This is a genomic window from Niallia sp. RD1 (genome assembly GCF_024219955.1).
Lineage (GTDB): Bacteria > Bacillota > Bacilli > Bacillales > Cytobacillaceae > Niallia > Niallia alba.
Genome location: NZ_CP100420.1, coordinates 3,248,640 through 3,274,285, shown reverse-complemented (window position 1 = coordinate 3,274,285; position 25,646 = coordinate 3,248,640). Strand labels below are relative to the sequence as shown.

The 25,646-nt window shown below is 34.4% G+C and carries 18 protein-coding genes and 1 pseudogene; 6 read left to right on the top strand and 13 right to left on the bottom strand.

All coding sequences use genetic code 11. From position 1 onward, the window contains the following. Positions 1-157: 157 nt before the first annotated feature. On the bottom strand, positions 158-1,714 hold the full coding sequence (locus NKG37_RS15525) for a bifunctional metallophosphatase/5'-nucleotidase (RefSeq protein WP_016200883.1): 1,557 nt from the start codon (positions 1,712-1,714) through the stop codon (positions 158-160). Between the two features lie 256 nt (positions 1,715-1,970). Here NKG37_RS15525 and NKG37_RS15520 point away from each other — a divergent pair, with 256 nt between their 5' ends. Together NKG37_RS15520 and NKG37_RS15515 are read left to right on the top strand one after the other, a co-directional pair. Beyond that, the gene (locus NKG37_RS15520; RefSeq protein WP_169188305.1) at positions 1,971-2,933 is read left to right on the top strand and encodes a D-2-hydroxyacid dehydrogenase; all 963 of its coding nucleotides are present in this window, start codon (positions 1,971-1,973) and stop codon (positions 2,931-2,933) included. A gap of 659 nt (positions 2,934-3,592) precedes the next feature. Continuing rightward, positions 3,593-3,940, top strand: a complete 348-nt coding sequence (locus NKG37_RS15515) for a hypothetical protein (protein ID WP_254414916.1) — start codon at positions 3,593-3,595, stop codon at positions 3,938-3,940. Positions 3,941-4,248: 308 nt separating this feature from the next. On the opposite strand, the gene NKG37_RS15510 is transcribed toward NKG37_RS15515, so the two are convergent. From NKG37_RS15510 to NKG37_RS15500, 3 genes are all read right to left on the bottom strand, one after another. Continuing rightward, the gene (locus NKG37_RS15510; RefSeq protein WP_254414915.1) at positions 4,249-5,097 is read right to left on the bottom strand and encodes a metal ABC transporter permease; all 849 of its coding nucleotides are present in this window, start codon (positions 5,095-5,097) and stop codon (positions 4,249-4,251) included. Next, positions 5,034-5,750: a metal ABC transporter ATP-binding protein gene (locus tag NKG37_RS15505; RefSeq protein ID WP_016200879.1), complete on the bottom strand. Its 717-nt coding sequence runs from the start codon at positions 5,748-5,750 to the stop codon at positions 5,034-5,036. The genes NKG37_RS15510 and NKG37_RS15505 overlap by 64 nt, the downstream gene beginning before the upstream one ends. 969 nt (positions 5,751-6,719) lie before the next feature. After that, positions 6,720-7,955 carry a coiled-coil domain-containing protein gene (locus NKG37_RS15500; RefSeq protein WP_016200878.1) on the bottom strand — a complete coding sequence of 412 codons (1,236 nt, stop codon included), beginning with the start codon at positions 7,953-7,955 and terminating at the stop codon, positions 6,720-6,722. A gap of 554 nt (positions 7,956-8,509) precedes the next feature. Here NKG37_RS15500 and NKG37_RS15495 point away from each other — a divergent pair. Next, positions 8,510-9,634, top strand: coding sequence for an NAD(P)/FAD-dependent oxidoreductase (locus NKG37_RS15495; protein ID WP_254414914.1), 1,125 nt, complete (start codon positions 8,510-8,512; stop codon positions 9,632-9,634). A 644-nt stretch (positions 9,635-10,278) separates the two neighbouring features. Continuing rightward, positions 10,279-11,052 carry a septum site-determining protein MinD gene (gene minD, locus NKG37_RS15490; RefSeq protein ID WP_101730115.1) on the top strand — a complete coding sequence of 258 codons (774 nt, stop codon included), beginning with the start codon at positions 10,279-10,281 and terminating at the stop codon, positions 11,050-11,052. Between the two features lie 30 nt (positions 11,053-11,082). Here minD and NKG37_RS15485 read toward each other — a convergent pair whose 3' ends face one another. The 8 genes and pseudogenes from NKG37_RS15485 to NKG37_RS15450 all read right to left on the bottom strand — a co-directional run bounded on the left by NKG37_RS15485 (position 11,083) and on the right by NKG37_RS15450 (position 21,609). After that, entirely contained in the window at positions 11,083-14,079 is a 2,997-nt protein-coding gene (locus NKG37_RS15485) for an SH3 domain-containing protein (protein WP_254414913.1), read from the bottom strand. A gap of 391 nt (positions 14,080-14,470) precedes the next feature. Further along, a complete protein-coding gene (locus tag NKG37_RS15480; protein ID WP_101730117.1) occupies positions 14,471-15,469 on the bottom strand; it encodes an asparaginase in 999 nt (332 codons plus the stop codon). 216 nt (positions 15,470-15,685) lie between these two features. Then, positions 15,686-16,171 (bottom strand): nitroreductase family protein, encoded by a 486-nt coding sequence (locus NKG37_RS15475; protein WP_224427847.1) that lies wholly within the window; start codon positions 16,169-16,171, stop codon positions 15,686-15,688. A 145-nt stretch (positions 16,172-16,316) separates the two neighbouring features. Beyond that, positions 16,317-17,501: a Ger(x)C family spore germination protein gene (locus NKG37_RS15470; RefSeq protein WP_254414912.1), complete on the bottom strand. Its 1,185-nt coding sequence runs from the start codon at positions 17,499-17,501 to the stop codon at positions 16,317-16,319. A gap of 180 nt (positions 17,502-17,681) precedes the next feature. After that, a pseudogene (locus tag NKG37_RS15465) lies at positions 17,682-17,920 on the bottom strand (amino acid permease); the annotation flags it as partial. Positions 17,921-18,123: 203 nt separating this feature from the next. After that, entirely contained in the window at positions 18,124-19,308 is a 1,185-nt protein-coding gene (locus tag NKG37_RS15460) for an NAD(P)/FAD-dependent oxidoreductase (protein ID WP_016200871.1), read from the bottom strand. A 113-nt stretch (positions 19,309-19,421) separates the two neighbouring features. Further along, on the bottom strand, positions 19,422-19,850 hold the full coding sequence (locus NKG37_RS15455; protein ID WP_016200870.1) for a DUF1641 domain-containing protein: 429 nt from the start codon (positions 19,848-19,850) through the stop codon (positions 19,422-19,424). Between the two features lie 514 nt (positions 19,851-20,364). Next, on the bottom strand, positions 20,365-21,609 hold the full coding sequence (locus NKG37_RS15450; protein ID WP_254414911.1) for an ATP-binding protein: 1,245 nt from the start codon (positions 21,607-21,609) through the stop codon (positions 20,365-20,367). Positions 21,610-21,912: 303 nt separating this feature from the next. Between NKG37_RS15450 and NKG37_RS15445 the strand changes: the two genes are divergently transcribed. Further along, a complete protein-coding gene (locus tag NKG37_RS15445) occupies positions 21,913-23,154 on the top strand; it encodes an IS110 family RNA-guided transposase (protein WP_016205480.1) in 1,242 nt (413 codons plus the stop codon). Between the two features lie 464 nt (positions 23,155-23,618). On the opposite strand, the gene tnpA is transcribed toward NKG37_RS15445, so the two are convergent. After that, the gene (gene tnpA / locus NKG37_RS15440) at positions 23,619-24,104 is read right to left on the bottom strand and encodes an IS200/IS605 family transposase (protein ID WP_061800923.1); all 486 of its coding nucleotides are present in this window, start codon (positions 24,102-24,104) and stop codon (positions 23,619-23,621) included. Between the two features lie 108 nt (positions 24,105-24,212). Between tnpA and NKG37_RS15435 the strand changes: the two genes are divergently transcribed. Next, positions 24,213-25,574 carry an amino acid permease gene (locus NKG37_RS15435; protein ID WP_169189643.1) on the top strand — a complete coding sequence of 454 codons (1,362 nt, stop codon included), beginning with the start codon at positions 24,213-24,215 and terminating at the stop codon, positions 25,572-25,574. Positions 25,575-25,646 lie beyond the last annotated feature (72 nt).

Below are 25,646 nucleotides of genomic sequence, written 5' to 3'. Positions count from 1 at the left end.
CCATTTAATTTTTTTAATATTAACAATATTAAAAAGGAAATATAAGAACTTGTCAATGAACTTTAGGAAAAGAAAAAATCAGCTATTATCAATACACATTCTAGTCAAAGATAATAACTGATTTTTTCAATTATAATTCTTTAGAAACGTTATTGCTTTACCAAATAACTTTCCAGTTATGATTACAAGTAGCAGAAACGATTCTTCTCTCCATAATATAATTAGCAATCAATTCAGAAGCATCAAATTGAACCTCTCGAACAACAGGTTTATTTTTAAACATTAAAAAATTTCCACCGCCTCCTGCTCGATAGTTATTCATTACAACTTCATAAATCGCTTCTTCGTTTATTGGCATGCCATCAAAATTTAATAGAATGACTCTTTGTCCTATTGGTTTAGATAAATCAAGTATATATTCAATCCCTTCCCACATATCATAGTTGTAATGCTGAGGCTTTGGATACACAAAAGAAGGATTAACTATCGGCTCGCCTTCATCATTTAAGGCAAAATATTTGGCGCTTTGTTCTAACGCGTCACGAATATCTTTTCCTGTTAATGCAAGTACTTTAAATGTATTAGGATAAATATAATTTGATACAATATCTCTCATCGTTACATTTGGTTTAAATCCTGGCGAGGCATTATTAAAAAGGGCAGTATTGCTGATTTTCACTTTCGCTACATCCATTTGCACTTTATTAAGAAATTCGATAAGTGGATTGTCTCCTAAGCGAATTGTCATTGGATCTGTTACTAACATATCCCCATCAATATGACCAATTGGCGTATCTAACCATTCTTGGGTACTTTCTTCATATTCCTTTGCTAATAGAAGAATATTCTTGTCTGCTTCTACTTCTGCTACGGATAATAATTCAGAGCTTTTCTCGATTACTTCCCCTTTATCATCTAATACCAATGTAATTTTGCCCACAAATTTACCATTATTGCTTGGTTGAATGATTTCTGTACCATTTATATTCCCAGTTAATTCTCGATGTTGATGACCAGTTAATAGGACATCTACTCCATCTATTTGTTTACAAATGGTATATCCTAGATTCTCCCTAGTCAATACCTCTGTCGGCTCACCTGTTTCAAGATTCCGTTCAAAGCCACCATGATAAGAGATGATAAGAACATCTGGCTGCTCTTCCTCCTTAATGAGATTGACCCATTCTTTCGCACTATCAAAAGCATCATAAAATTGAAGTCCTTTAATATTATGCGGATTTTCCCAATTCGGAATATAATGGGTTGTTATACCTAGGATAGCAATCTTAAAGTCATTTATCGTTTTAATCATATAAGGAGTTCCCAAAAATGGATTTTTCGTTTTTTCTTCCACAATATTGGCACATAGCCAGGGGAAATTCGATTCTTCGACTGCGCTTTTTAAAATAGGTAAGCCATAATTAAATTCATGATTTCCAATAACAGCCGCATCATATTTTAATTCATTTAAGATAGTGATCATTGGATTTTTTTTGTCTGCTAAAAAATTTACATAATGATAAGTTAACGGTGTTCCTTGTATTAGATCGCCATTGTCTATTACAATCGTATTTGGATTTTTGGCTCTTTCATTTGCTATAACAGTAGCAACTTTTCCTAAGCCTACAGCAGACGACGTATTATCTCCATAATTCAATGGGAAGATATTTCCATGAATATCACTCGTCAATAAAATAATTACTTCTGTATTCAAAACTTCATCTCCTGTTATCAATAATTCATCATTTCTACATGTATCATTATTTTACTAATAGCAATTCGTACCAAATAATAGCATTAATATTATAGCAAGTTCATTCTTTAATAACTACCGATAATACTTCTATTTCCTAACCAACTCTTTAGTTTTCATGTGTGTTTTAATGAAAATAATCAAAATCATTACAATTATCACATATTTTGATACAATAGAAATTAGAAAATTTTACGATAAAGGAGTGTTCCCCTAAATGAATAAAAGAAAAATATTGATTACCCATTCTCTTCATCCTTCCCTTTTGGAAAAAATTCAGTCAGCATTTTCAGACTGGCAAATCATTCATGCATTAAAACCGGATGATTGGGAAAACCATTTAATCGATTCCGAAATTATTGTTGGCTGGAAAAGCAGCTTTAATTTACAAACCATATTACAAAATGACCAACTGAAATGGATCCAAACATGGAGTGCAGGTGTAAATTCACTCCCATTAAATCAATTGCAGAAAAAAAATATTTATATTACAAGCGCAAATGGCGTACATAGCTATCCTATATCCGAAACAATTTTTGCACTCTTACTAGGATTTACAAGAAATATCCATGCCTATGTTCGAAATCAACTAGTCAAAAAGTGGGACGGAACAGATATTAAATTAGAAGCGCATAAAAAAACAATTGGCATTATCGGCGTAGGAGCAATTGGGCTTGAAACAGCTAAAATTGCTAAAGCATTTGATATGCATATTATCGGTGTAAGAAATTCACGTAAGCCTACCGACTATGTAGATGAATTATATACTTCAGATCAATTGAATGAAGTGCTTCCTCTCTGTGATTATGTAGTGGTCACACTTCCTTTAACAGATGATACGTACCATCTATTTCAAAAAGAGCAATTTAACCAAATGAAAAAATCTGCCTTTTTTATCAACATTGGGCGTGGCGAAATAGTGAAAGAGGAAGATTTAATCTCAGCCTTAAAAAGCGGTGAGATTTTAGGAGCAGGATTAGATGTATTTGAAACAGAACCATTAGAGCAATCAAGCCCATTATGGGAATTGGATAACGTTATTATAACTCCACATACATCTGGTTCTACAGAACATTATAATAGTAGAGTTATAGAAGATATTTTGCTGGTTAACGCAAACCACTATTTAAAAGAAGAACCATTGCCGATTAATTTGGTGGACTACCAAAAAGGTTATTAACCTGCTCTTTTATACAAAAAAAAGGCTGGGACATACGTATTCCAGCCAAGGATAAATCCGAACAATTATACGAAGGTGCTGATGAAAGTTCCGTATAATTGTTTGGTTTTTTATTTGTTTTTAAAAGGAGGTTTCCATGAAGTTTAGTGCGGTTCCCCGCAGCCGGAATGCACTTCGCTTTCCGTGGGGCTCGCGCTGATGAGCCTCCACACTCCGGGGTCTCAGACTGTCTCGCTAATCTCACAGGAGTCTACGTGTATTCCAGCTGCTCTGTTTTCCCAACTAATCATATTTCCTCTTGTAAAAAGTATGCGAAAGCAGCCACTATTTACTAGCTAAATTAGAAAGTGTTCGTCTTTACAGAGTCTCTATTTAGTTATGTCCCAACCTTTTTATTTAAGTAGTTCAATTTCAATGGAGAAATGTTCTTAAACTAACACAGCAGGATTATGGAACGGAAGAAGTTTTAGTTTAATTTGCTGTTAGAGATTAAGTCTCAGGACTTATATAAAAATTGAACGAGAGGCTCAAGATTCTATATAAGGAAAATGATAAATTATTTGAAGTAGAGATACTGATTATTTTAGTGAGTATAAAAATATCACTTCTATTTTGAAAGTGGTGCAAAATATTGGAGAATCAGAAAGGGGATACATTAGATGAAAAAAGCAAAATATCAATTAACAGATTCAACCGCAACTAGAAAGTTACAAATTACTATTGTTTTATGCTCCATTATTTTTACCATTGGTACAGCTATCCATAATTTTGTTATTATTAATCCGCCGTTAATTGAAACAATGATGCAAATGGCAGGTGGAGCTGACCCTGCTGGTGCTGCATCAGGATTTACATTTGGTTTTAGAATTGTTGGATGTTTATACATTATAGGTAATGCGTTAGGTATATTCGCTTTAAATAGCCGTTCAAGAATTTTATGGTGGGTTATATTAGTGGTAAATATCACTCAAGCTACTGGACCTATTATGATACCTTCATCAATGTGAACAACAGTTAACGACGTTTATGGTGTGTTAGGGATTTTACCAAGTGCGATTACGGATGGTGGAGCGATTATCTTATCTTTAGTAATGATTATTTCTATGCTCAAATTTCGTACGATTTGGGCACAGAAACCCGCTTAAATTAAAGAGTTTTTTAGTTGAAGAATAAAATAGAAAGATCTAAAAAACGCTTGGAGTTAGACCAAGCGTTTTTGTATGTTATTTATTGTGTTAATACTGCTGTTTTTTGATAGGAAATTCAGGCTAATATTTTGCATTTTCTCCACATTAGCTGAACTACTTACTTATTATTATGCTGCATTCTTATAATTCTTCTGACTTGATGCACGACGAATCATCATATAAATCCTTTGACTTAAAAAGCCTACTAGCAAGATAACCACTAATAATAAAGTAATCGTTGCACCTGGAGGAGTTCCTAAATGATAAGAAGAAAACAAGCCAGTAAAAATACTAACAGCAGCTACTAAAATTGCAACGATAAATACCCATTTAAAACCTTTCACTAATTTAATGGAAAAAGCAGAAGGCAAAACTAACAATGCTGAAACTAATAACACACCTATAGTTGGAATGATAACGGAAATTGCAATACCTGTTAAAATACTAAAAGCAATCGATAGCATATTTGTATTAATACCACTAGTTGTAGCAGTATCTTGATCAAAAGTCATTATATACATCTGTCTTGTAAAGAAAACAAAAAATAATAGAATAATTCCAGTAACAATTGCTAGTACATTTACTTGCTGTTTACTGATTGTAATGATACTCCCGAATAAATACTGATCCATGCTTGTCGTCATTCCACCACTTGATAAGCTCATAAGAAACAAAGCAAATGACAATCCAGCTGCCATTAAGATAGCAATGGATACTTCTGAATACGTATGGTATGCTCTTCGCATATATTCAATCCCAATTGCCCCAGCGATAACAACTAGAAGACTAGAAAGCGTCACATTCGTTTGAAAGAAAAAACCAATCGCCACTCCAGCTAGTGAGATATGTGACAAAGTATCTGCCATTAATGCCTGTCTTCTTAAAACTAAATATATCCCAATGATTGGTGCGATTATTGCAATGAGCCCACCTGCCCAAAATGCTCTTTGCATGAATTCAAGCTCAAACATCTCCATCCGCCTTTTTCTCCTTTCTCAATATGAATGATTTTATCTAAATAATCCTCTACTTCATCTTGATCATGTGTTACCATGACAACCGTTCTATTATGTTCAATTACCTGGTGCTTCATAAATTCATAAAAACCTTTCCTACTATCCGCATCCATTCCAGTTGTTGGTTCATCCAATACAAGTAAATCAGGTTCTGACGCCAAGATTCGCGCAATCACAATTTTTTGCTTTTGTCCTCCTGATAACTCCCCAACTTTCTTATTTCGATACTCCCACATACCAACCATTTCTAATGACTTCTTCACTGCCTCATGGTCTACGTCTTTCAATCTTTCATACCATTTCTTGCGCTGATATCTACCAGAACGAACAAGCTCTAACACAGTGCTTGGAAAACCAACATTAAAAGAGGAAATTTGCTGGGGCACATATCCTACCGTTAATTTCTTTCCATTTGCATTAAGCTTATTTATTTTCACACTGCCTGACCAAGGCTTCAGTAAACCTAATAATAGCTTTAACAAAGTAGATTTACTTGCACCATTCGGACCTGTGATTCCAACAAACTCTCCACTTTCTAATTCGAAAGAGACACCTTCAAGAGAAGGAACATGTTCATATCCAAATGTAATATTCGATACTGTCGCTAGTTTCATAGTAATTACCCCTTTCTATTTGTAATTTCTGTTTTAATATAACTATCTCTTATACAAAAAATCGCTTATCTTAACTTGCGGTTGGGTTTTACATTCCTCTAAGATTAGGATGAAACAAAATGCTTATTTATACCATCATTAGAGTCTAGCAAAAATCGCAAAATTCCATAATAAAATATTTATAATTTTAGCTATTCTCTTACCTATTTTCTCCATTTATTGACCGTTTAATTCCCCATACCTTTTTGAGAAAGCTCGTTAGTTTGCAACCATTTCGTATTCATTACGATTTAAAGAAAAGATTTACTATTTAATTTAAAGAAAATCATCATTTATTTTATGAACGTTTCCTATATTACTACTTATACACGACACTTAATAATAGACTTTTCCTATTATGGTGTCAATATAAAATGAGACTTCCAACAGTGGGGCTTTTCCTTCCTCCCCCACTGATGGTTAGTTGAACCAATCGGACCTTTACGGACAGTTGATCTCCCACCCATCTTCCTCTTATTCTCATAAGCTTTAGGGAGGAGTCTTACTGTCCGTTAAAAGTGGGATAAATCCAAACGATTCCGATTAAAAATTTTATAATAAATTTGTTAATTGGTCAAGAATTCTCCCTTATTATAGGGAAATTAGTGCTGTTTCTTGCAAGATGAGGCACATCGAAATATTACGAAAAAATAAAGTGAAACTTCCATCAGTAGGGAATTTCCTTCCTTCCCCATTGATGGTTAGTTGAATCATTAGAACCTTTACAGACAGTTGGATCTTCCACCTATCTTCTACGAATTCTCTTAAGCTTAAAGTTGAGTCTCACTGTCCATTAAGAGTAGGATAAAATATTAAAATATCTCTTTTAAAACGGCATATATTTTTAAAAATGGGGTAAATATATGTTAAACAACATAAAAGCATTACAAGATGACATTCATCAAGTAATGCTTTCTTAAAATCCTAATATTAGAATCTTACAACTCTTCCATTAAATACTGTTTTCCAATATCCACTGTCCATAGATGCGATTGCAACACCAGTAGAACTTTGAGAACCAATAAACTTACCGCCACCAACATAGATACCAACATGTCCATCTGTTTTATAAGTATTAAAGAATACTAAATCTCCTGGTTGCATATCACTTGTAGATACGCGAGTACCTGAGTTTTTCAAAGCATCTGTACTAGCAGGAATGCTGTATCCAGCCTGAGAATAAGCCCAGCTAACAAAGCCAGAACAATCAAATAGACCATTTGCTATATCTGAAGCTGTTCTACCTCCGCCAAATTTATAAGTCGAATTACCAATATACTTATAGCCAGCAGTAATTGCTTTTGATTTTCCACCACTTGGTTTCACAGTTTTATTGGAACTTGACGTCTTATTTGAAGTCTTACTTGCACTCTCACTAGTTCCAACTGTTGAAGCAACCAATTGATTTATATTATCTTGTTCTTTTTGTTGAATCATTTTTTTAATTTGTGGTTCTACAGACTGTAAAGAACCATATTTTTGTTCTAATTCTGTTTTATGTTGTTTGTTATCTGCTTCTTTTGCTTTTAAATCTTTTTTTGCTTGCTCATTTTTCTTCTGTTGCTCTAGGTTTTGCTTCTGCATTTCTTCAAGATCTAATTTTGTATTGTTTAAATCATCATATTTTTCTTTTATTTCATTTTGTTTCGTTTCTAAATCTTTTTTATCAGCTTCATTGCTTGCAATTAAGTCTTGATCTGCTTCCATGATTGTAGCTACTGCTCCTACACGGTCAACAAACTCCTTAAAGCTGGCAGCACCGAAAAGTACTTCTATATAATCTACACTTCCCCCATTTTCTTGGAAGGTACGTGCTCTTTCTTTTAATACATTATTACGCTTTTCAATTCTATCTTCTAATTCTTTTATTTGTTTCTCAAGAGAAGCAATTTCTTTTTCGGTTGTTTTCATCTTAGCTTTTGTTTCATTAATAAGACTTTTATTTTCTTCAACTGCCTTATCTACTCTTTTAATTTGTGCTTCTAATTTCTTCAATTCTTCTTGTGCTTCTACAATTTTAATTTGAGCGTCTGAAATTTGGCTTTGTAAAGATTCTTTTTGTTGAGCAACGCTAGTTGCATGAGCATTGATTCCTGGGATGGTAAAGCTAGTACCTAATCCAAGTAGTATTGTCGTGTTTAGAATCACTAGTTTCTTTTTTAACATTTCCATTTTCCCCCTGCACATTGTCTAATGTAGAATTCTTCTAATATATTTATCTATGTATTTTCTTTATGTTTATGGATGCAATTGGTAGAGAGACCCTTTTAATATAGTATTCTCTACTCTATAAATCAAACGAAAACCCTGTTTTCGACGAAAGTTCTTTATATAAAACATCTTTCGCCACAAATAGAAGTATAACATCATAATTTGTCATTTAAGTAATAGGAATATTACAGTTATGTTTCAAATGGCTTTTTTCTTCAATTGTTCACAATTTTTTCAAACTTTTCACCTATAAATTTTTATAAAAAATATAAGTGTATCAATTCTATTAAATAAAAGAACCGTTCTTAATAGAAGTATTTTATCGTTTCCAATCGACAATTCCCATCATTTTTTGCATTTTTCTTTTTTATCTAAAAAAACTATCACATCATTTAAAAGTACTGCTACATAATTAATAGCCTTCTTTTACCTATCCTTCTAATGAAATTACACATTATGTTATAGTAGAATAAACTTGTTATTTACAAAGTGAAGGAATTGATTAATATATGAAGAAAGTAATAGTTGTTGGCGGTGGAATACTTGGTGCTGCTATCACATTTGAATTAGCCAAACGAGGGGCTCAGGTAGTTGTGATCGATAGAGAAGATCGAGGGCAAGCAACAAAAGCAGCTGCGGGCATTATTTGTCCATGGAATTCCCAACGTAGAAACAAAAAATGGTATGTATTAGCTAGAGAAGGAGCAAAGTACTATCCATCTCTCGTTAATGAATTACATAGCTTCAATCAATTAAATACTGGCTATAAAAAGGTTGGTGCGCTTAGCCTGCATTCTGACGAAGCTAAATTAGAAGCAATGAAAGAGAGAACATTAAAACGAAAAATAGAGGCACCAGAAATTGGCGATATAAATATTCTTACCTCTACAGAAGCAAAATCGTTATTTCCCTTATTAGCTCCAGGATATAGTGCTTTACATATAAGCGGGGCAGCAAGGGTAAATGGTTGGGCATTACGTAATGCCCTTATAGATGCGAGCCAACAATTAGGGGCTACCTTTATCCAGTCAACTAGTACCCTTATAAAAGAACACAATACAATTAAAGGTGTTAAACTTAGTGATAACACAACTATCTATGCTGATGAGGTTGTGATTGCTGCTGGAGTTTGGGCGAATGAATTACTTGAACCACTTCAATTATCCTTTGACGTCAAAGCACAAAAAGGACAGATTCTCCATGTAAAATTAACTGATCATCTGTGTTCAGATTGGCCAGTAGTAATGCCGCCACATGATCAGTATTTATTAACATTAGAAAATAACAATATAGTTATTGGTGCTACACACGAAAATACAACCGAGTTATCTGATACTATTACAATTGCCGGGATTAAAGAGATCATCGATAAGGCCTTATTATATGCCCCTGGATTGTCGGATGCAGTATGGAATGAAGTGAAAGTAGGTTTCCGGCCTTTTACAAATGACTTCCTTCCCGTGTTCGGAAGACTGAAACAATACGCCGGACTAACAATTGCTAATGGCTTAGGTGCATCAGGACTAACAATGGGTCCCTTTATTGGAAAACAACTCGCAAAATTTCTTCTTGAATCTGAATGCGAGATTGATTTCCCCCCCTATTCCATTGATAGTTCGATTCAAGAATTATAATGAAAACTTCCAGCAGTGTGGGGAATCCTCCTCCCCTCTGATGGTTAGTTGAACTAATCGGACCTATACGGATAGTGGGTCTCCCACCTATCTTCCTCGTGTTCTCATAAGTTTATGGTTGAGTCTTACTGCCCATTAAGTGTGGGATAAATGTTTAGGACACTTAACTATAACTATGCTGAAAAAGTAAAGTGTCCTTTCTCTTTATCTACATTTACGAACACATCGAATAGGTACATACGCTCAATTTTTTTCTTCCTTTGATAATCATTTTTTCCTTAACACTTTCAGCAATCCCATAAATTATTACACCTAATCAGCCTTTTTCCCTATTACTCATCCTAAATTCTATCAAAAAAGGAGAAAAACACTCTAAACAAGTGGAAAAACCAATAGAATAGATAGTAGTTTCTACATATGGCTCTTCTACACTTTTCATATTAAAATTGTTCTGTATTACGTTCACTTTCATTCTATTGAGCGTTCCTATTAATTGATTATTTAATGTTTACATAAAGGAAAACTTCTATTAGTGGATTTTTATCCCCACTGGTTTTAGTTTAGCAAATAAACAAAACTTCTCATAAATAGGATATAAGTCATTCGACTTTTTTGTTTATTTAATTTTTAGGGGGATTTGGGGAATGAGTCGAATTATCACGATTACTTCAGGGAAAGGAGGAGTTGGGAAAACAACCGTTACTGCAAATCTAGGTAGTGCACTTGCATTAAAGGGATATAAAGTTTGCTTAATAGATGCAGACTTTGGATTACGGAATCTAGATATTCCTTTAGGCTTATCAAACCGAATTATTCTAGATATCTCTGATTATTTGCAAAAAATGTGTTCCTTTAGTCATATCATCGTTAAACATCGAACTATGAAAAATCTTCATTTGGTACCTGGTAGTAAAAAAAGATTATCGGAGATGGAGCTGAAATCATTTAGAGAAATGCTTAAACAGATAGATTCCCTGTATGATTTTATCTTAATTGATTCTCCTTCGGGATTAGAAAGCGGATTTTTTTATGCATTAGATGGAGCTCATGAAGCGATTATTGTAACTACCTCCGACAAAACTGCTTTACAGGATGCAGATAGAGTAATCGGTATATTAGAATCACAAAATGAACTGGAATTATCCTTGGTTGTAAATTCTTATAGAAATAACCAAGAAGTTGAAGATATATTACAATTATTAAATATAAATTTTCTAGGAGCCATTCCTGCAGATGTAAATATAATCGCGGCTAATAACAAAGGAAATCCGATAGCATTAGATCCTGCTATCCAATCTGGAGTGATGTTTAGAAAGATTGCACAAAATCTTTCCAAACACCATTATAACCAGACAATTGATTTACCTACTTATAACCAAACGATTTTTACACATAAGAAATTGAAGTTATCTTTTTAACATTCACGTGAACCTTAAAAAGCTTCTATTCTACTTTGAGCTTATTTGGTATGTTGGAATTTCATAGTTTAAAGTATAGGAACTTAATAGACTATATAAGTTATAGATTTGATTTACTTGTTTAGTAGCCCAGCCTATATCTGAAGCATACTGATGTGTTGCTTTTCCTGTTTTCTCAGCTGCATCAGGATTCCATCTCATTTTATATAAAGTATCCTGTCCAGCATTAACATAACCTTGAGCAATAAATTTCGCTCCACCTATAATAGCAGCTTCTGGAGTAAACCAGCCTGCATTATACGCATATTGTGCACCACTTGAAACAGCAGAGCCGTCATATGCACCAATGCCATACATATTATAAACAGTTTTACCATTAACAACAACGCCATTTGCCAAGGTAGACGTCCCGTTGCCAGTTTCTAAAAGCGCATGTGAAATCAAATAAATTTCATTTATACCATAAGCATTAGCTGCGGTTACGAAGGAAGATGCTTTTCCAGCTAAGATTCCTTTTCCAGCTAATATTTTACTATCTACTTCCTTATCATCTACATTTGCTTTTGCAGATAATTTTAGAAATTGAAGAGATTGTGTTTCACTATTAAGAAAGTTATCTGGGTTAAGATAGTATGCAGTATCCTCTTTGCTAGCACTAACCCATGATTGTGAATAATTTACCTTATACCAGTAGTAACCATCTGTTCCCTTCACTTTGGAAACGATTGTTAATACTTGCCCACTAGTTAAGGTACTTACAACAGAATAATCGGTTCCTGCTCCTCCACGTAATCTCCAGCCATTGCCGAGCACAGTTCCTTTTGTGGAATCAGCCGTTTTGAATGCAATAGCATCTTCTCTGATGTAGGTATCATACTTCTTGTCTGTTTGTGGATTTACGCTTAATTGAATATTCGTCATTTCATCTAATGTAAGGCTATAATTCACATAATTCTTATTTATCGTTGCATTAGAGGTTCCATTGCCTTTTGTAGATAAAAATTCAGTACTTACATAGCCTTCTAAATTATTAACTTTTATTTTAGACCAACCATTTTCTTCTGATTGTACAATTACTACCGTTCCAGCCGAAAGCTTGCTAAGAATTGTACCGCTTGTTGATGGTGTAGATCTTAAATTTAAGCTAGATCCCGGTTGGACATTAACAATTTTTTCTACGAGTGTTGGTGTTTCTTCTGGCTGTTCCTCATCGTTTTTGTCTGTTTCCTTTTCTGGTGTTTCAGGGGCAGATGTAGAAATACTTGTTAAATATTCACTGCTTACATAGCCTTCTATGTCATTTGTTTTAATTTGAGACCAGCCATTTTTCTCTGATAATACTGTTACTATTGTCCCTGCAGCTAGTTTGCCTTTAATCGTTCCGCTTGTGGAAGCTGTCGATCTTACATTTAAATTAGAACCAGATTGCACATTGACTTTCTTTTCTACTGTTGGTGTTTTTTCTGGCTGCTTTTCTTCATCTTTTTGGTCTGTTTCTTTTTCTGGCGTAGTCGGTGTAGAAACGCTTGTTAAATACTCGCTACTTACATAGCCTTCTAAATTATTGGTCTTGATTTGAGACCAGCCATTTTTCTCCGACAATACTGTTACTACTGTCCCTACAGTTAGTTTGCCTTTAATCGTTCCGCTTGTGGAAGCTGTCGATCTTACATTTAAATTAGAACCAGATTGCACATTGACTTTCTTTTCTACTGTTGGTGTTTTTTCTGGCTGCTTTTCTTCATCTTTTTGGCCTGTTTCTTTTTCTGGCGTAGTCGGTGTAGAAACGCTTGTTAAATACTCGCTACTTACATAGCCTTCTAAATTATTGGTCTTGATTTGAGACCAGCCATTTTTCTCCGACAATACTGTTACTACTGTCCCTGCAGCTAATTTACCTTTAATCGTTCCGCTTGTGGAAGCTGTCGATCTTACATTTAAATTAGAACCAGATTGCACATTGACTTTCTTACTGATTTGCGTTGTAGCTTTGTCCGTTGTGCTTTTCCCACTATCTTTTTCGGTTCCTGGATTATTGTTCGTTGTATTATCAGTTATTTTCTTATCAGACAAATAACTATTGCTTACATAGCCTGTCTTCCCTGATACTGTTACTTTATCCCAACCATTTGCACTTGAAAGAACACTTACTGCAGTCCCTCTAGAAAGCTTTGTTACAATAGAACTAGTTGTATTTGCATCCTTTCTAACATTTAAAGAAGAATTTTTATCAACATTTACATACTTCGTTGTTGTTTCTTTATTAGTACTTGTATTTGTTTCTTTCGCTTGTTCTGTACTAACACTTGATTTCTTTTCTGCAAGATATTGCGTTGCTACATATCCTTGTTTTCCATACACTTCTACTTTTGCCCAACCATTCGTTTCAGAATAAACGGTTACCGGTACATCCTTTGCCAATTTAACAATAATAGAAGCGGAATTTGATGGACTATTTCTTAAGTTCAAACTCGAACCAGCAGTGACATTTACGTATTTAGTTACTTTTTTTTGTTCATTTGCTACTTCGGTTGTTTTCTTTTCCTCTGTTGGAACAGCTTTTATGTATTCGGATGCTACATATCCTTTTATTCCATTCACTTTTACTTCTGACCAGCCATTCGATTCAGAAACCACTTCTACCTTTGTGCCATTTTTAAGCTTTGTAACCACATTTCCTTTTGTAGAAGCTGATTCTCTAACATTTAAAGTAGAAGAAGGGTCAATGGAAACATATTTGATTGTACTTTCTTGCTTTGATATTAAAAAGCTTGAAGAAACATAGCCAACTTTTCCATTCACATCCACTTTTGACCAGCCATTTGTTTCGGAAAGGACATTTACTTTTGCTCCAGCTTTTAAAGTTGTTACAATACTTGTACTTACTGATGGACCGCCCCTTACATTTAATACCGATCCTGCATTTACTTCTACATACTTGATGTTGGAAGCAGCTTGAACCTCTTCCATGAAAAGGGGAGAAGATAATGCTGCTAGAAATACTCCAGGTACTACTACTTTTTTCACTACTACATACCTCCTAGATCTATTATCTCGGTTCATTATTAGGCATTCTTAAAACTATCATCTTATTACTAATAAATACTATTACCCCGATTATGTATTCTTTGATACCTATGATATTATCTATTATTCTACTAGTATATAATCCTTTAGTCACGTTTTTTTATGGGTTTTTAACGTTTCAGGTCAAAAGTTTTAGATAAATTGATAATACATCCATATAAAACACGATAAAAGCTGTTTCTTTAGCCACGTTTATATATTTTCTAAATATTCATATAATAAATCCGAAACAAAATTAGGTAGATAATCCTAATCTAATCAAACCCTAACTAAAAAACCTCCTATCTATCGTAAATCACGATAGAAGGAGGTTTCAACAATAATCAAGCCTTTAATTCTCCCAATCTACTGAAAGGTCATAAGCAATTTGACTTTCCATGCGGTTTTTTATTTCCTCTATCGCTAACTCGCTGCCTAATACCCACATTAATTTAGCAACAATTGCTTCAGTATTCATATCTGCTGATAAAATAACATTGTATTGAGCCACTTTTCTTCCTACTTCGTATAATAACAAGTCTTGCCCTTCTTCCAAACATTGAGTAGATATAACAACAGCAACCCCTTGACTCACCATTTCTTCAATCTTCGGCAATAAACTTCTTTCCTCAAAGGGTAATCCTCCATTACCAAAGCTTTCGATAATAACTCCTTTATAGTGGTGTTTAATAAAGTCAAAGATTTCTGGTTTCGTACCTGGATGTAGTTTTAATAAAAACACATCTGGACATATACTTATATCCACCTTCAAGTCGGTCGTCGGCTTGTCCGGTTTCCATATATAATGAATCTGACCTTCCTCTATTGTCGCGACATAGGGATGATTAATACTAGCAAAAGCATCATAGCTTTTCGTACGCATTTTTACTGCTCTCGTGCCAATAATCACTCGCCCGTCAAAGACAACAAATACGCCACCTATATCTTCTTTAGCAAAGCGAATACTATCCATTACATTTTTCTTAGCATCTGTTTGTTTAAAACTTATCGGGACCTGTGAACCTGTAATTACCACTGGTTTTTTTAGATCTTGCAGCATATAAGAAAGGGCAGCTGAGGTATACGCCAATGTATCCGTACCATGTGTAATGACAAAACCATCGTATTCATGGTAATGCTCCGCAATTGTCTTAGCCATCATGACCCAATGTTCTGGCTGCATATTCGTACTATCTCTATTCATAATGATTTCGCAAGTTACATCCACTTCGAGAATATCATTTTTAAAATATTGAAGGAGCTCTTCTGCAGACAAACCGGGTACTAGCCCTTCCTTTCCTTCTACTGAGGCAATTGTACCCCCGGTTGCAAGTAACAGCAATTTTTTCATTTACAGTCCTCCTAAATGCATTACTCCTTAAAGTATACCACTCGCAATATATACCACGTTATTATATAGACTTATATCAGTTTCCGCAATAAGAGGATTCTATCCAATTTGTGGTCTAAAAGTTAGTTTGTTTAATATCTATTAAATAGAAAAAAGAGGCGTAAGATGTTCTATTACGCCTCTCCTTATATTAAGGAATATTTTCGACTTAATCAGTTAATCTAAATAAGTAATTTTCTCTTCAATTGATGCTCGTTCTTTAGGTGCCATAATTTCGTCAGGATAACCAATTGCCAGGACTCCAGCAACTTCATAGTCTTCACTCACTCCTAATGTTTTACGTCCTAAAGAAGAGGAACCAACAGAACTCCAAAACGTTCCAACTCCTTCATCCCAAGCCTGTAGCATGAAATTTTGAATAAAACAGGATACAGCGGACAAATTTTCATCTCGCTCAATTTGGTTCCTTCCTTTATGGGATAAAACAGCAATTATCTTTGATGCATCTCCGAAGTTTGTTTTATGTTTTAGTTCTGCTCGGGTCTTTTCGCCGACAAAAAGAATCTGCCACGGTTCTGTCATCTTATGGTTCGGAGCAAATCTTGCCCGTTGTAGCCATTCCAAAATAACCCCTTTATCTACCTCTTCAGATGTAAATTTTTTTATTGTTCTTCTACTTGTGATAACCTCAGATATATTCATTTTTACCTCTCCCCTTTTTGTAAAGTCTTATTTCTTTCTATAATAACCCTATTTTTATATTTTTTAAATAATACTATTTCTTACTATTTTATTGATTTATTTTGTACTTTAGCTATAAAGCAGTCCATTATTCAAGTAACTACATTTACTTTATATCATAGCTGTTGTTTCTAAATCCACTTCTCTTTATTTCTACATTTACATGGACGTTTATCTTTGCCTCTTTAAAACCTACATCCCAATTATCTTCATATTGTTTAAAATGCTTGTAATCTTGATCTCTAAATATTTCCCCCAATCCAAATATATCAGCCACATATTCTTTTTGCATTTTTTCAATTAATTGATTAAATTCTATTTCTAAATAACTATTAGTCAGGTCTTCAAACTCTTCAAATGCTTTTACCTTTGCAACCTTTATTGCTTTATCAGATCCATCTAGCGTAGATTCAGCATGGACATATATATCAATTTGTGGACTGCCGTTTACTTGCCTAGCTTTAATCTTTGTCTTAGAATGAATGATTCGCAAAGCAAAAAATTTTTTTTCATTATATGGAACAGTTAGAGCAGTTCGTTCCAACTTATTTTGAATCCATAATAAAATTCTTGTATCATATAAATCTAGATACCCTTGCAGCTTCCCATATTTAAAAACAGCTAAAGAATCAATTTTTGCAACTGCTCCTGGGGTCGTCGTTTTCAAATTATCCATATTGCCGCCTTTTTCTTTATCACCCTGTATTTTCATTGCTGCTAAAACTGGAACTTGCCCCTGTGATGCGTATGTACGAATAAAATCATTTAATTTAATTCCAGGTGTCCCTCCCCATTCATCTAACATATTATCCAGCTGTGGAAAAATTTTCAAAGAAGAGACTTTTTGATATTCATTCGTTATTCGCAAAAAATCAACTGCTTCTGTGTCTTTAGCTACCACTATATTAAAGTCATCCCTTATTTCTCTATCCCTGTCGAAATAATCCATAAAACTAAGAATTCCCTCTTTGGCAACTTCTTCTCCAATAATAAGCAATCGCATATGTGAAAAAACCAAATGAGTGGATACAGCAATATTGAATTTATGGGTAATTTCTCCAATTGTATCTCCTTCTATGGTATAAACAATCGCAGGGGCTAAGCCTTGAGCGGTTTTCGGATTTAATTCTGTTGCAGAGGTGCTCTCTATGGATAGTTTATATTTATAGTCATCCCCTTTATCAATTGCTATCCCTGTAACAATTGCATTTTGATTTAACTCCGATTGATCCCAACAGCCAGTTAATAAAAAGATGGATAAAATAGATATACTCAATATGTAGCGTTTCATATTTTTACTACTCCCTTAGAATCATCGATAGCTTAATTTTGTCCATCACCGTTTCATGTTATGGTGGATGAGAAAAAAATAGAAAAAGGATAATTTTATCTTTTTCACAATTTACCAATAGCTTATGAAAAAGAATGAAAATTATCCTTTCTATCCTTATAATTCTATTTATTATTTTTTTTAATGGTAAGGAACAGTTGTGGCTATTATATTTCTCTTATATAAAAGATGGGCGTTTATCCACAGACTGGATTGATTGTGTAAAATATTATGCCAACTTTTCTTTGTGATGAATTGCGGAATAAGACCTGTTACATGGATATTTGTGGTCTTCAGCTTTTTCCTCTATCAATAATAAATCTTGCTAGTGGTTTAATTAAACTTCGATAGTGTGAATGGATCGTTACTAATCGAACTTTTACGGACAGTGGATCTCCCACCTATCTTCTTCATATGTTCATAAGCTTGAGGGGGAGTCTTACTTTCCGCTAAGAGTGGGATAAAAACGCCGATTGCATATAAGTTGTTCTGTATGTCCACCAAAGAAAATTCAATCCCTAGTTAGAATAAAAAAAAGATGAGTACGGTGCTATTGCACCATATCTCATCTTTTTTACTACTATTAATAAGCTAAGCTGAATAGCCCTTTGATATGTGATAAATAACGAATATTACTTGCTTCTTTCATTAAGGAAGCTGGTAATCCCTTTAATGGAGTTGAGCTTCCACCAACGATTGCTACTCCATCTTTTCTACCAAGGCTTGCAAGTGTACCAGAGTTAATTGGATCAAATGTATCTAATGCTTTGTTTTCAAGGTAAGCATATAAATTATAACCAATCAATTCTCCCATTTGCCAAGCAATTTGAGCAGTCGGTGGTGCTGGACGACCATCTCCATCAGCAGGGAAGTATACTGCACTATCACCTGCTACAAATACATCAGGGTGAGAAGTGGATTGTAAGAATTCATTAACAGTTGCGCGACCACGGTTTACTTCCAATCCAGAAACACCAACAAGTGGATTTCCTTGTACTCCGCCAGTCCATACAAATGTATTAGCAATAATTTGTTGACCATCTTTTAGATCAATTACATTGCCTGAAACATTTGTTACTGGTAAGCCAGTTAAGAAAGTTACGCCACGTCTTTCCAAGCTTTTTGTAGCACGTTCGATTAAGTCTTCTGGTAAAACCGGAAGAATTTTCGGACCAGCTTCTACTAATAGCAATTTAATATCACGGAAATCAACGCCATATTTTCTTGTTAATCCTGGTAGGATATCTGCAAGTTCACCAACAAGTTCTACACCTGTTAGTCCGCCGCCACCGATTAAAATAGTAGCATCTTCTTGTTTTCTTGATTTTGCATATTCACGAATTCGCTCTTCTACATGATTGTAGATTTTGTTTGCATCATCTGCAGATTTAAGAACCATGCTGTTCTCTTCAAGCCCTGGAATACCAAAGTATGCAGTTACACTTCCTAAAGCTACAACTAATGCATCATAAGTTAATTTAGATCCATCGCCTAAAACAACTTCTTTTGTATCCACATTGAAAGAATCAACGGAAGCAATTTTCAAATCAATATCTTTTCCTTTAAATAATTTTTCTAGTGGCATAGCAACTGCTTTTTCAGAAACATTACCTGCTGCTAAACGGTGCAATTCAGTGATAATTTGATGTGTTGGGTATTTATTAATAACGGTAACTGTCGCTTCCGCTTTACTGTAAAATTTACGAACATTTAAAGCTGCTAATAGGCCACCGTATCCAGCACCTAAAATAACGATATGTTTTGACATAGTAAATCCTCCGTCCTTATTACATTTAAAAGTATTGGCAGGCTCCCTATCAGTTTGACAAAACAAACTCCTTTTGAAATGGCATTTCTGACTAGGCAAGACTACTTGAAAGATTATTTATTATTACGTTCTGACATAATTTGAAGATAGCTCTGTAAAAAACGGAACATCTTTTGTGCTTGTGGGTCTTTTAACATTTTCATCAACCCGAATACACCGATTGTTTCATTGCTTGCATCTGCACGATCTTTTGCTTCAATTGTAGCTGAAGCCATTCCCTTAACGGAATGAATAACTGGCTCGAACATTTCAGTCGTTGCGCCAACAATATCGCTTTTAAATACTTGGTCTTGTGATAATGATTGAACAACATCATACGTTTTAGATAAACCATTAACCATTTCAGTTAACTTTGGTAATTGCTCGATTAATGTTGTCAATGATTCTTGTACCTCAGGCTTTAACAACTGATCCAATAGGTCTTGATTTGATGTTGCAGTCAGTTGTTGCTCAGCATTTGTTTGGGCAGTAGTTTCTGACATAACTGATTCTCCTTTACTATAAGCTCTTCGCTTAAATGTTATTAACAAATTTTTTGTGATTGAGTGCACAAAAATTTGCGAAAGATAATTTTTACCAACTCTAGTTAAAATGAATGAAGGTATGTACAAATACAAATACTCTATCATGCTCTTCTTTCTATCAGTAGAAGAGGATGTACAACCTCTCCATCATTAAACTCCTTTAATATAATACCACTTTTTGAATAAAAATAAATGTAAGTTTGACAAAAAAATAGAGTTTTTTTAAACAAAAGTGAAGTTTATCACGAATATAGAGTTTAACGTCACAAAATAATCAAAATAAACAATAACTCAAAATATTTCTATTTTTTTACTCTCTCATACTATTATGCTAAAAAAACATGCTATTATTCTTTCCCACTTTATTAACATTCTTCATATACCTTCTAATTTCCTGTAAGCGTTTTTATTTTCTTCAAAAAAAATGTATGGACGGTATTGTTTATACTCTATCCATACATGTTATATATTATTATTTACTTAAGATTGGTAAATAAACAGAACACGTAGTTCCTTTGTTCATTTTGCTTTTCATCTCTATTTTCCCATTCAAATGATGTACAATATTAAAACAAACCATCGTACCAATTCCAGTTCCTTGTGTTTTCGTTGAATAAAAAGGGGTACCTAATCTGTTCAGCTCCTCTTCCGTCATCCCTTTTCCATTGTCTGCAATATTTATTTTTACATAATTCTCTGTGGTTTTTTCAGAAACAATCACTTCACCTTTTCCCTCGATTGCTTCAATAGCATTCTTAATTATATTAATAAATACTTGTAAAATTTCATCTTGCCCTGCTTCAATAATACATTCTGTTTGAACTTGATTATAAATTTTCACATTATTCAAAAGCGCATAGGGACTCATAAGCTCTTCAACTTTTTTTATAAGCTTACCTAGATTGATCTGTTCTTTTGTCCCTTCATTCGTCCGAGCCAGTGATAAATAATCATTAATTATCTTTTCTGCCCGCACCAATTCGGATGACATAAGCAAAAGCATATCTTTTTGCTTCTCCGTAATATTAGATGCTTCCTTTAATAAATGAGTATATCCTTTAACAACAGTTAACGGATTTCTTATTTCATGAGCAACTGATGCAGCCATTTCTCCTATCAACCTTATTCGTTCCGTTTGTTGCATTTGTTCCTTCTTGCGCTCTTGATAAGAGAGTGACTCTATTAGATAGACAGCAATACTTAATGTAACAATATGAGATAAGTATAAATAAATAACAAATGTCCAGGTCAGCTTATTCGTAAAAAATGAAGTAGCAATTAAATCGATGCTTATTGGGACAAGCGATATTAAACAAGCAATCATTATTTTTTTTCCATAGGATTCTGCTTGCTTGTACTTCTTTATAGCTACGTACAGAATAGGTAAAGTGAGTAAAACAATGATAAGCATAACTATTAGGCCCTCATTGTACCCAATCATATATCGATAAATTGCCATCACTATCGTTGTTAATAATCCAGCCGGAAATCCTCCATACAAAAAAGCAACTAACCAAGGAATTGTCCTTAAATCATATATATGACCTGGAGCTATCTCTAAAGGAAAAGACATGGCTAAAATTAATATGATGGAACAATATACACTTGTAAAAAGAACTGTATTCTTAGTTTTCATTTTATGGAAATAATAATAATAAATAAAAATTGGTACAACATTCAATAATAAAAGAAATAAGTAATTGTCAAATCTAATCATTTTTATATCCATTCCTTTCGCTTCGCTCAAGGCACAAAACGTAATGAAACAAGTTTGCACTGAGCGTTATTTTGGCAAATCTATAGCCATAGGGATACCAATCAACTACAAATCACGCGGAGGTGAGTGGGCTGCTCCAGTTGTGGAGTGACCGCATTTTTATATGTGTAGATTGCCTTTCCAAGCACAAATAAGTGTGACTTCGAGCACGCAGACTTATCTTTGTATAAACATTACTCGTTTATCGCTGGGCAATCAGTCAATGTTGTCTATCCCTATAAATCTTATAAAGGAGTTTTCCCTATGGCTTTAAAAATTGTTTATCCCATTTGTTGTGGAATTGATGTCCACAAATCCTTTGTTGTGGCTTGTATTGCCTCCACTTCCAAAGGAGTAACCACTTACAAACGCCATCGCTTTTCAACCTATACAAAAGGATTGCTTGAGCTGTCACAATGGCTTTGTGAAAATGATTGTCAGGATGTTTGTATGGAATCTACCGGGAAATACTGGATTCCTGTGTTCAATGTACTAGAAGATTCCTGTAACATCACCTTGGCGCATCCTAAGTATGTCAAGGCAATCCGCGGTAAAAAAACCGATAAAAAAGATGCTAAATGGATTGCTGATTTATTTAAACATGATCTTGTAGCCGGAAGCTTTATGCCTCCACTTGAGATTAGGCAGCTTCGTGACCTTATGCGTTATCGCTTCAAGCTGACTAACTTTATGTCGAGTGAGAAAAACCGTCTTCAAAACAGTTTAACTGTGTCTAATATTCAGCTTGGAAATATTGTTTCGGATACCTTCGGCAAAAGCTCCATGAACATTATTGAGAAGCTACTAAAGGATCCATTAGACACCTCATTTGATTTAGAACCTTTAATTCATGGCTCCATGAAGCATAAACTTCCTGAACTCGAGCTCGCTATTGATGGATACATTACATCTGAACAGGCTGAAAAATTAAAGGTTATTAAACAACATTATGAAGACCTTGGAGCCCGTAAAGCAGATCTTGAAAAAATTATTCTTTCACTTGCCGCGTCCTACCATGATGAAATCAACTTAATCTTAACTGTTCCGTCTTTTAAAAACATTTTTTCCGCCATTGCCGTGGTTTCCGAAATAGGTGTTGATATGGACGTGTTTCCGACAGCTAAGCATTTATGCTCCTGGGCAGGACTTACACCCACAAATAACGAGAGTGCCGGCAAGAAAAAGTCAGTAAGAATTTCAAGAGCTGGATGTTACATAAAACCACTTTTGGTGCAATGTGCAACCGCAGTGGTTAAAAGTGAAAAACATCCCGAAATTCGAAACCGTTACCTACGGCTAAGAAAACGCCGTGGTCACAAACGAGCAATTATTGCGATTGCACGAATGCTTTTAACAGCTATCTACAATATTCTCAAAAAGAAAGAAGCCTATAACGCTGAATTATATTTAAAATCGGATGTTCTTCCAGTAAACCGTGAAATCACGGTAGAACAAGCGATTTTATTAGCTAAAAACCATGGTTATCATGTGTTAGAAGCATCTTGATTTTGTCGTATAAATTTTAAAAAAATCATCCAATGATGGTTTATTTGTCATGCATTCTTTTTGAGATAGTGATTTCAATAATTATTTCAGACTTTCTCCTCTATTAAAATGAAAATCCTCACCTTATCTAAGTTACCATCTTTTCTCAATTATTTCATCAGGAAATATTTTTTTCCTTTTAGAAAAGAATTTTGGAATAGATATTGTTTCATTACGGGTTATAAGTGAAACAAATAATTGCTGAAAAAGCTGACATACTAATAGTGGTTAACTGCTCTTAATCTTTTGTAATCCCCTATCATTATTTAAAGAGGAGAAAACAATGACAAAATAAGGACCACCCGTGAGAACGGGTGGTTTTCTCTGCGGCTGAAAGCCTTTGTTACTGACCAAACCCTAAAGGGCTACTGAAAGGTTCGCCAATTGTACTACTTCTACTGGCCAGACCTCAAAGGCCTTCTCTCCTAATTTTTTCGTTTCTTTTTCTTCACTTCTTCCCCTGTAAATGGATCAATATATTCCATAATCGTTAATTGTTCTGCGACTAGATCATCTTGTATTTGATTACGGATATATTCTTCAATTACCTTCTTGTTTCTTCCTACCGTATCTACATAATATCCTGTACACCAAAATTTTCGATTTCCATACTTATATTTCAGTTGTGCATGTCTATCAAATATCATCAAGCTACTTTTTCCTTTTAGATATCCTACGAATGCTGATACACTTAATTTTGGCGGAATACTCACTAACATATGTACGTGGTCCTTACACGCAGTTGCTTCTATTATCTCTACGCCTTTCCTCTCACACAAGGTACGTAAGATTTGCCCAATATCTTTCTTTATTTTCCCGTAAATTATTTGTCTTCTATATTTTGGTGCAAATACTATGTGATACTTACAATTCCAAGTTGTGTGTGCTAAACTATTATTGTCTTTTGACATAAGGACTTCCTCCTGGCTATTTATTTTCGGTTGGCGAACCAAAAAATATTTTAGCACCACGAGGAAGTTTTTTTAATACCACGCTGTAAGCTTTTTGGAACCCTAGGCATAGCCCAGGGTTTTCTTTTCTATAATAAAAAAGCAAACTCAAAATCAGAAGATCTTAAGTGGTGGCAACTATCATTAATTGGTGTAGGTTGTACGATTGGTACGGGCTATTTTCTTGGTTCTAGTCTAGGAATAAAGGAAACAGGCCCCTCCATTGTTTTTACATTTATCTTAGCTGCTATCGGTACGTATATTGTTTTTAACCAATTAGCAAAAATGACTGCAAAGGATCCACAAGAAGGATCGTTCTGTTACTATGCAAACAAAGCATTTGGTCCATGGGCTGGCTTTAGTTGTGGGTGGAATTATTGGTTTTCTAATATTCTAATCATGGGAAGCCAATTAACAGCGCTTTCCCTTTTATCTCAATTTTGGTTTCCCAAAATACCATTATGGGTGTTTGCCTGTATTTATGCAGTTCTTTCCTTATTTGTTGTCTTTCTAGGAACAAAAGGCTTCGATCGTGTAGAAAATTATTTGGCCATTATTAAAACAGCAGCCATCATTATGTTTATCGGTTTAGCTGCCGCTGCTGTTTTTGGGTGGATTCATGGTGGAAACGGTGATGTCTCCATTCCTCGTTCCATGGATGACATCTTTCCAAAAGGCTATAAAGGCTTCTGGATTTCATTATTATTCGCATTTTACGCTTATGGCGGAATTGAAGTCATTGGATTAATGGCGATGCAGCTGAAGGATAAAAAAGATGCACCGAAAGCCGGCACCAATATGCTTATTATTCTTGTAATTATTTATGTACTTTCATTAGGATTAGCGACAATTTTAGCTCCGCTAGATCAATTTTCGGAAAAAGAAAGTCCGTTCGTAACTGCGTTATCGGACTATCATTTAAACTTTTTCCCCCATGTTTTTAATGGCGCTATCATAATCGCTGGATTTTCCACAATGACAGCAGCTCTGTTTGGAGTAACTAGCCTTTTAGTGACAATGGCAAAAGGTGGAGATGCCCCCAAAATATTTACAAAAAAGCTAAAAAAATTCAATCAGTTACCTCTTCCTTCCTTTATTCTCGGAGGAGTTGGACTCTTTGCCTCTGTCATTGCAGCACTATTATTGCCTGGGAAAATATTCGAATATATTACAACAGCAGCCGGAATTCTTCTATTATATAACTGGACTTTCATCCTCCTTTCTTCCTTTAAAGTACTTCAAGGAAATTTGTGGGATAAATTAAAGGCGTCCTTTGGTATATTGCTCATCGCCATCGCAGTAGCAGGTACTATTATAGAAAAAGCAGTACGAATCGGCTTTTTTGTTAGTTTAGCATTTGTTTTGATCATTGCAGCTGCCACATTTTTTATGCGACATAAATTAGGTAAAAATAAACCAAGTTGTTCGTAATAGGAGCATTATTTATTCCTTAACTGCGTTAAGCTTGCAAACCAAAACGGGAAAAGTCAGTTAACACTTTGA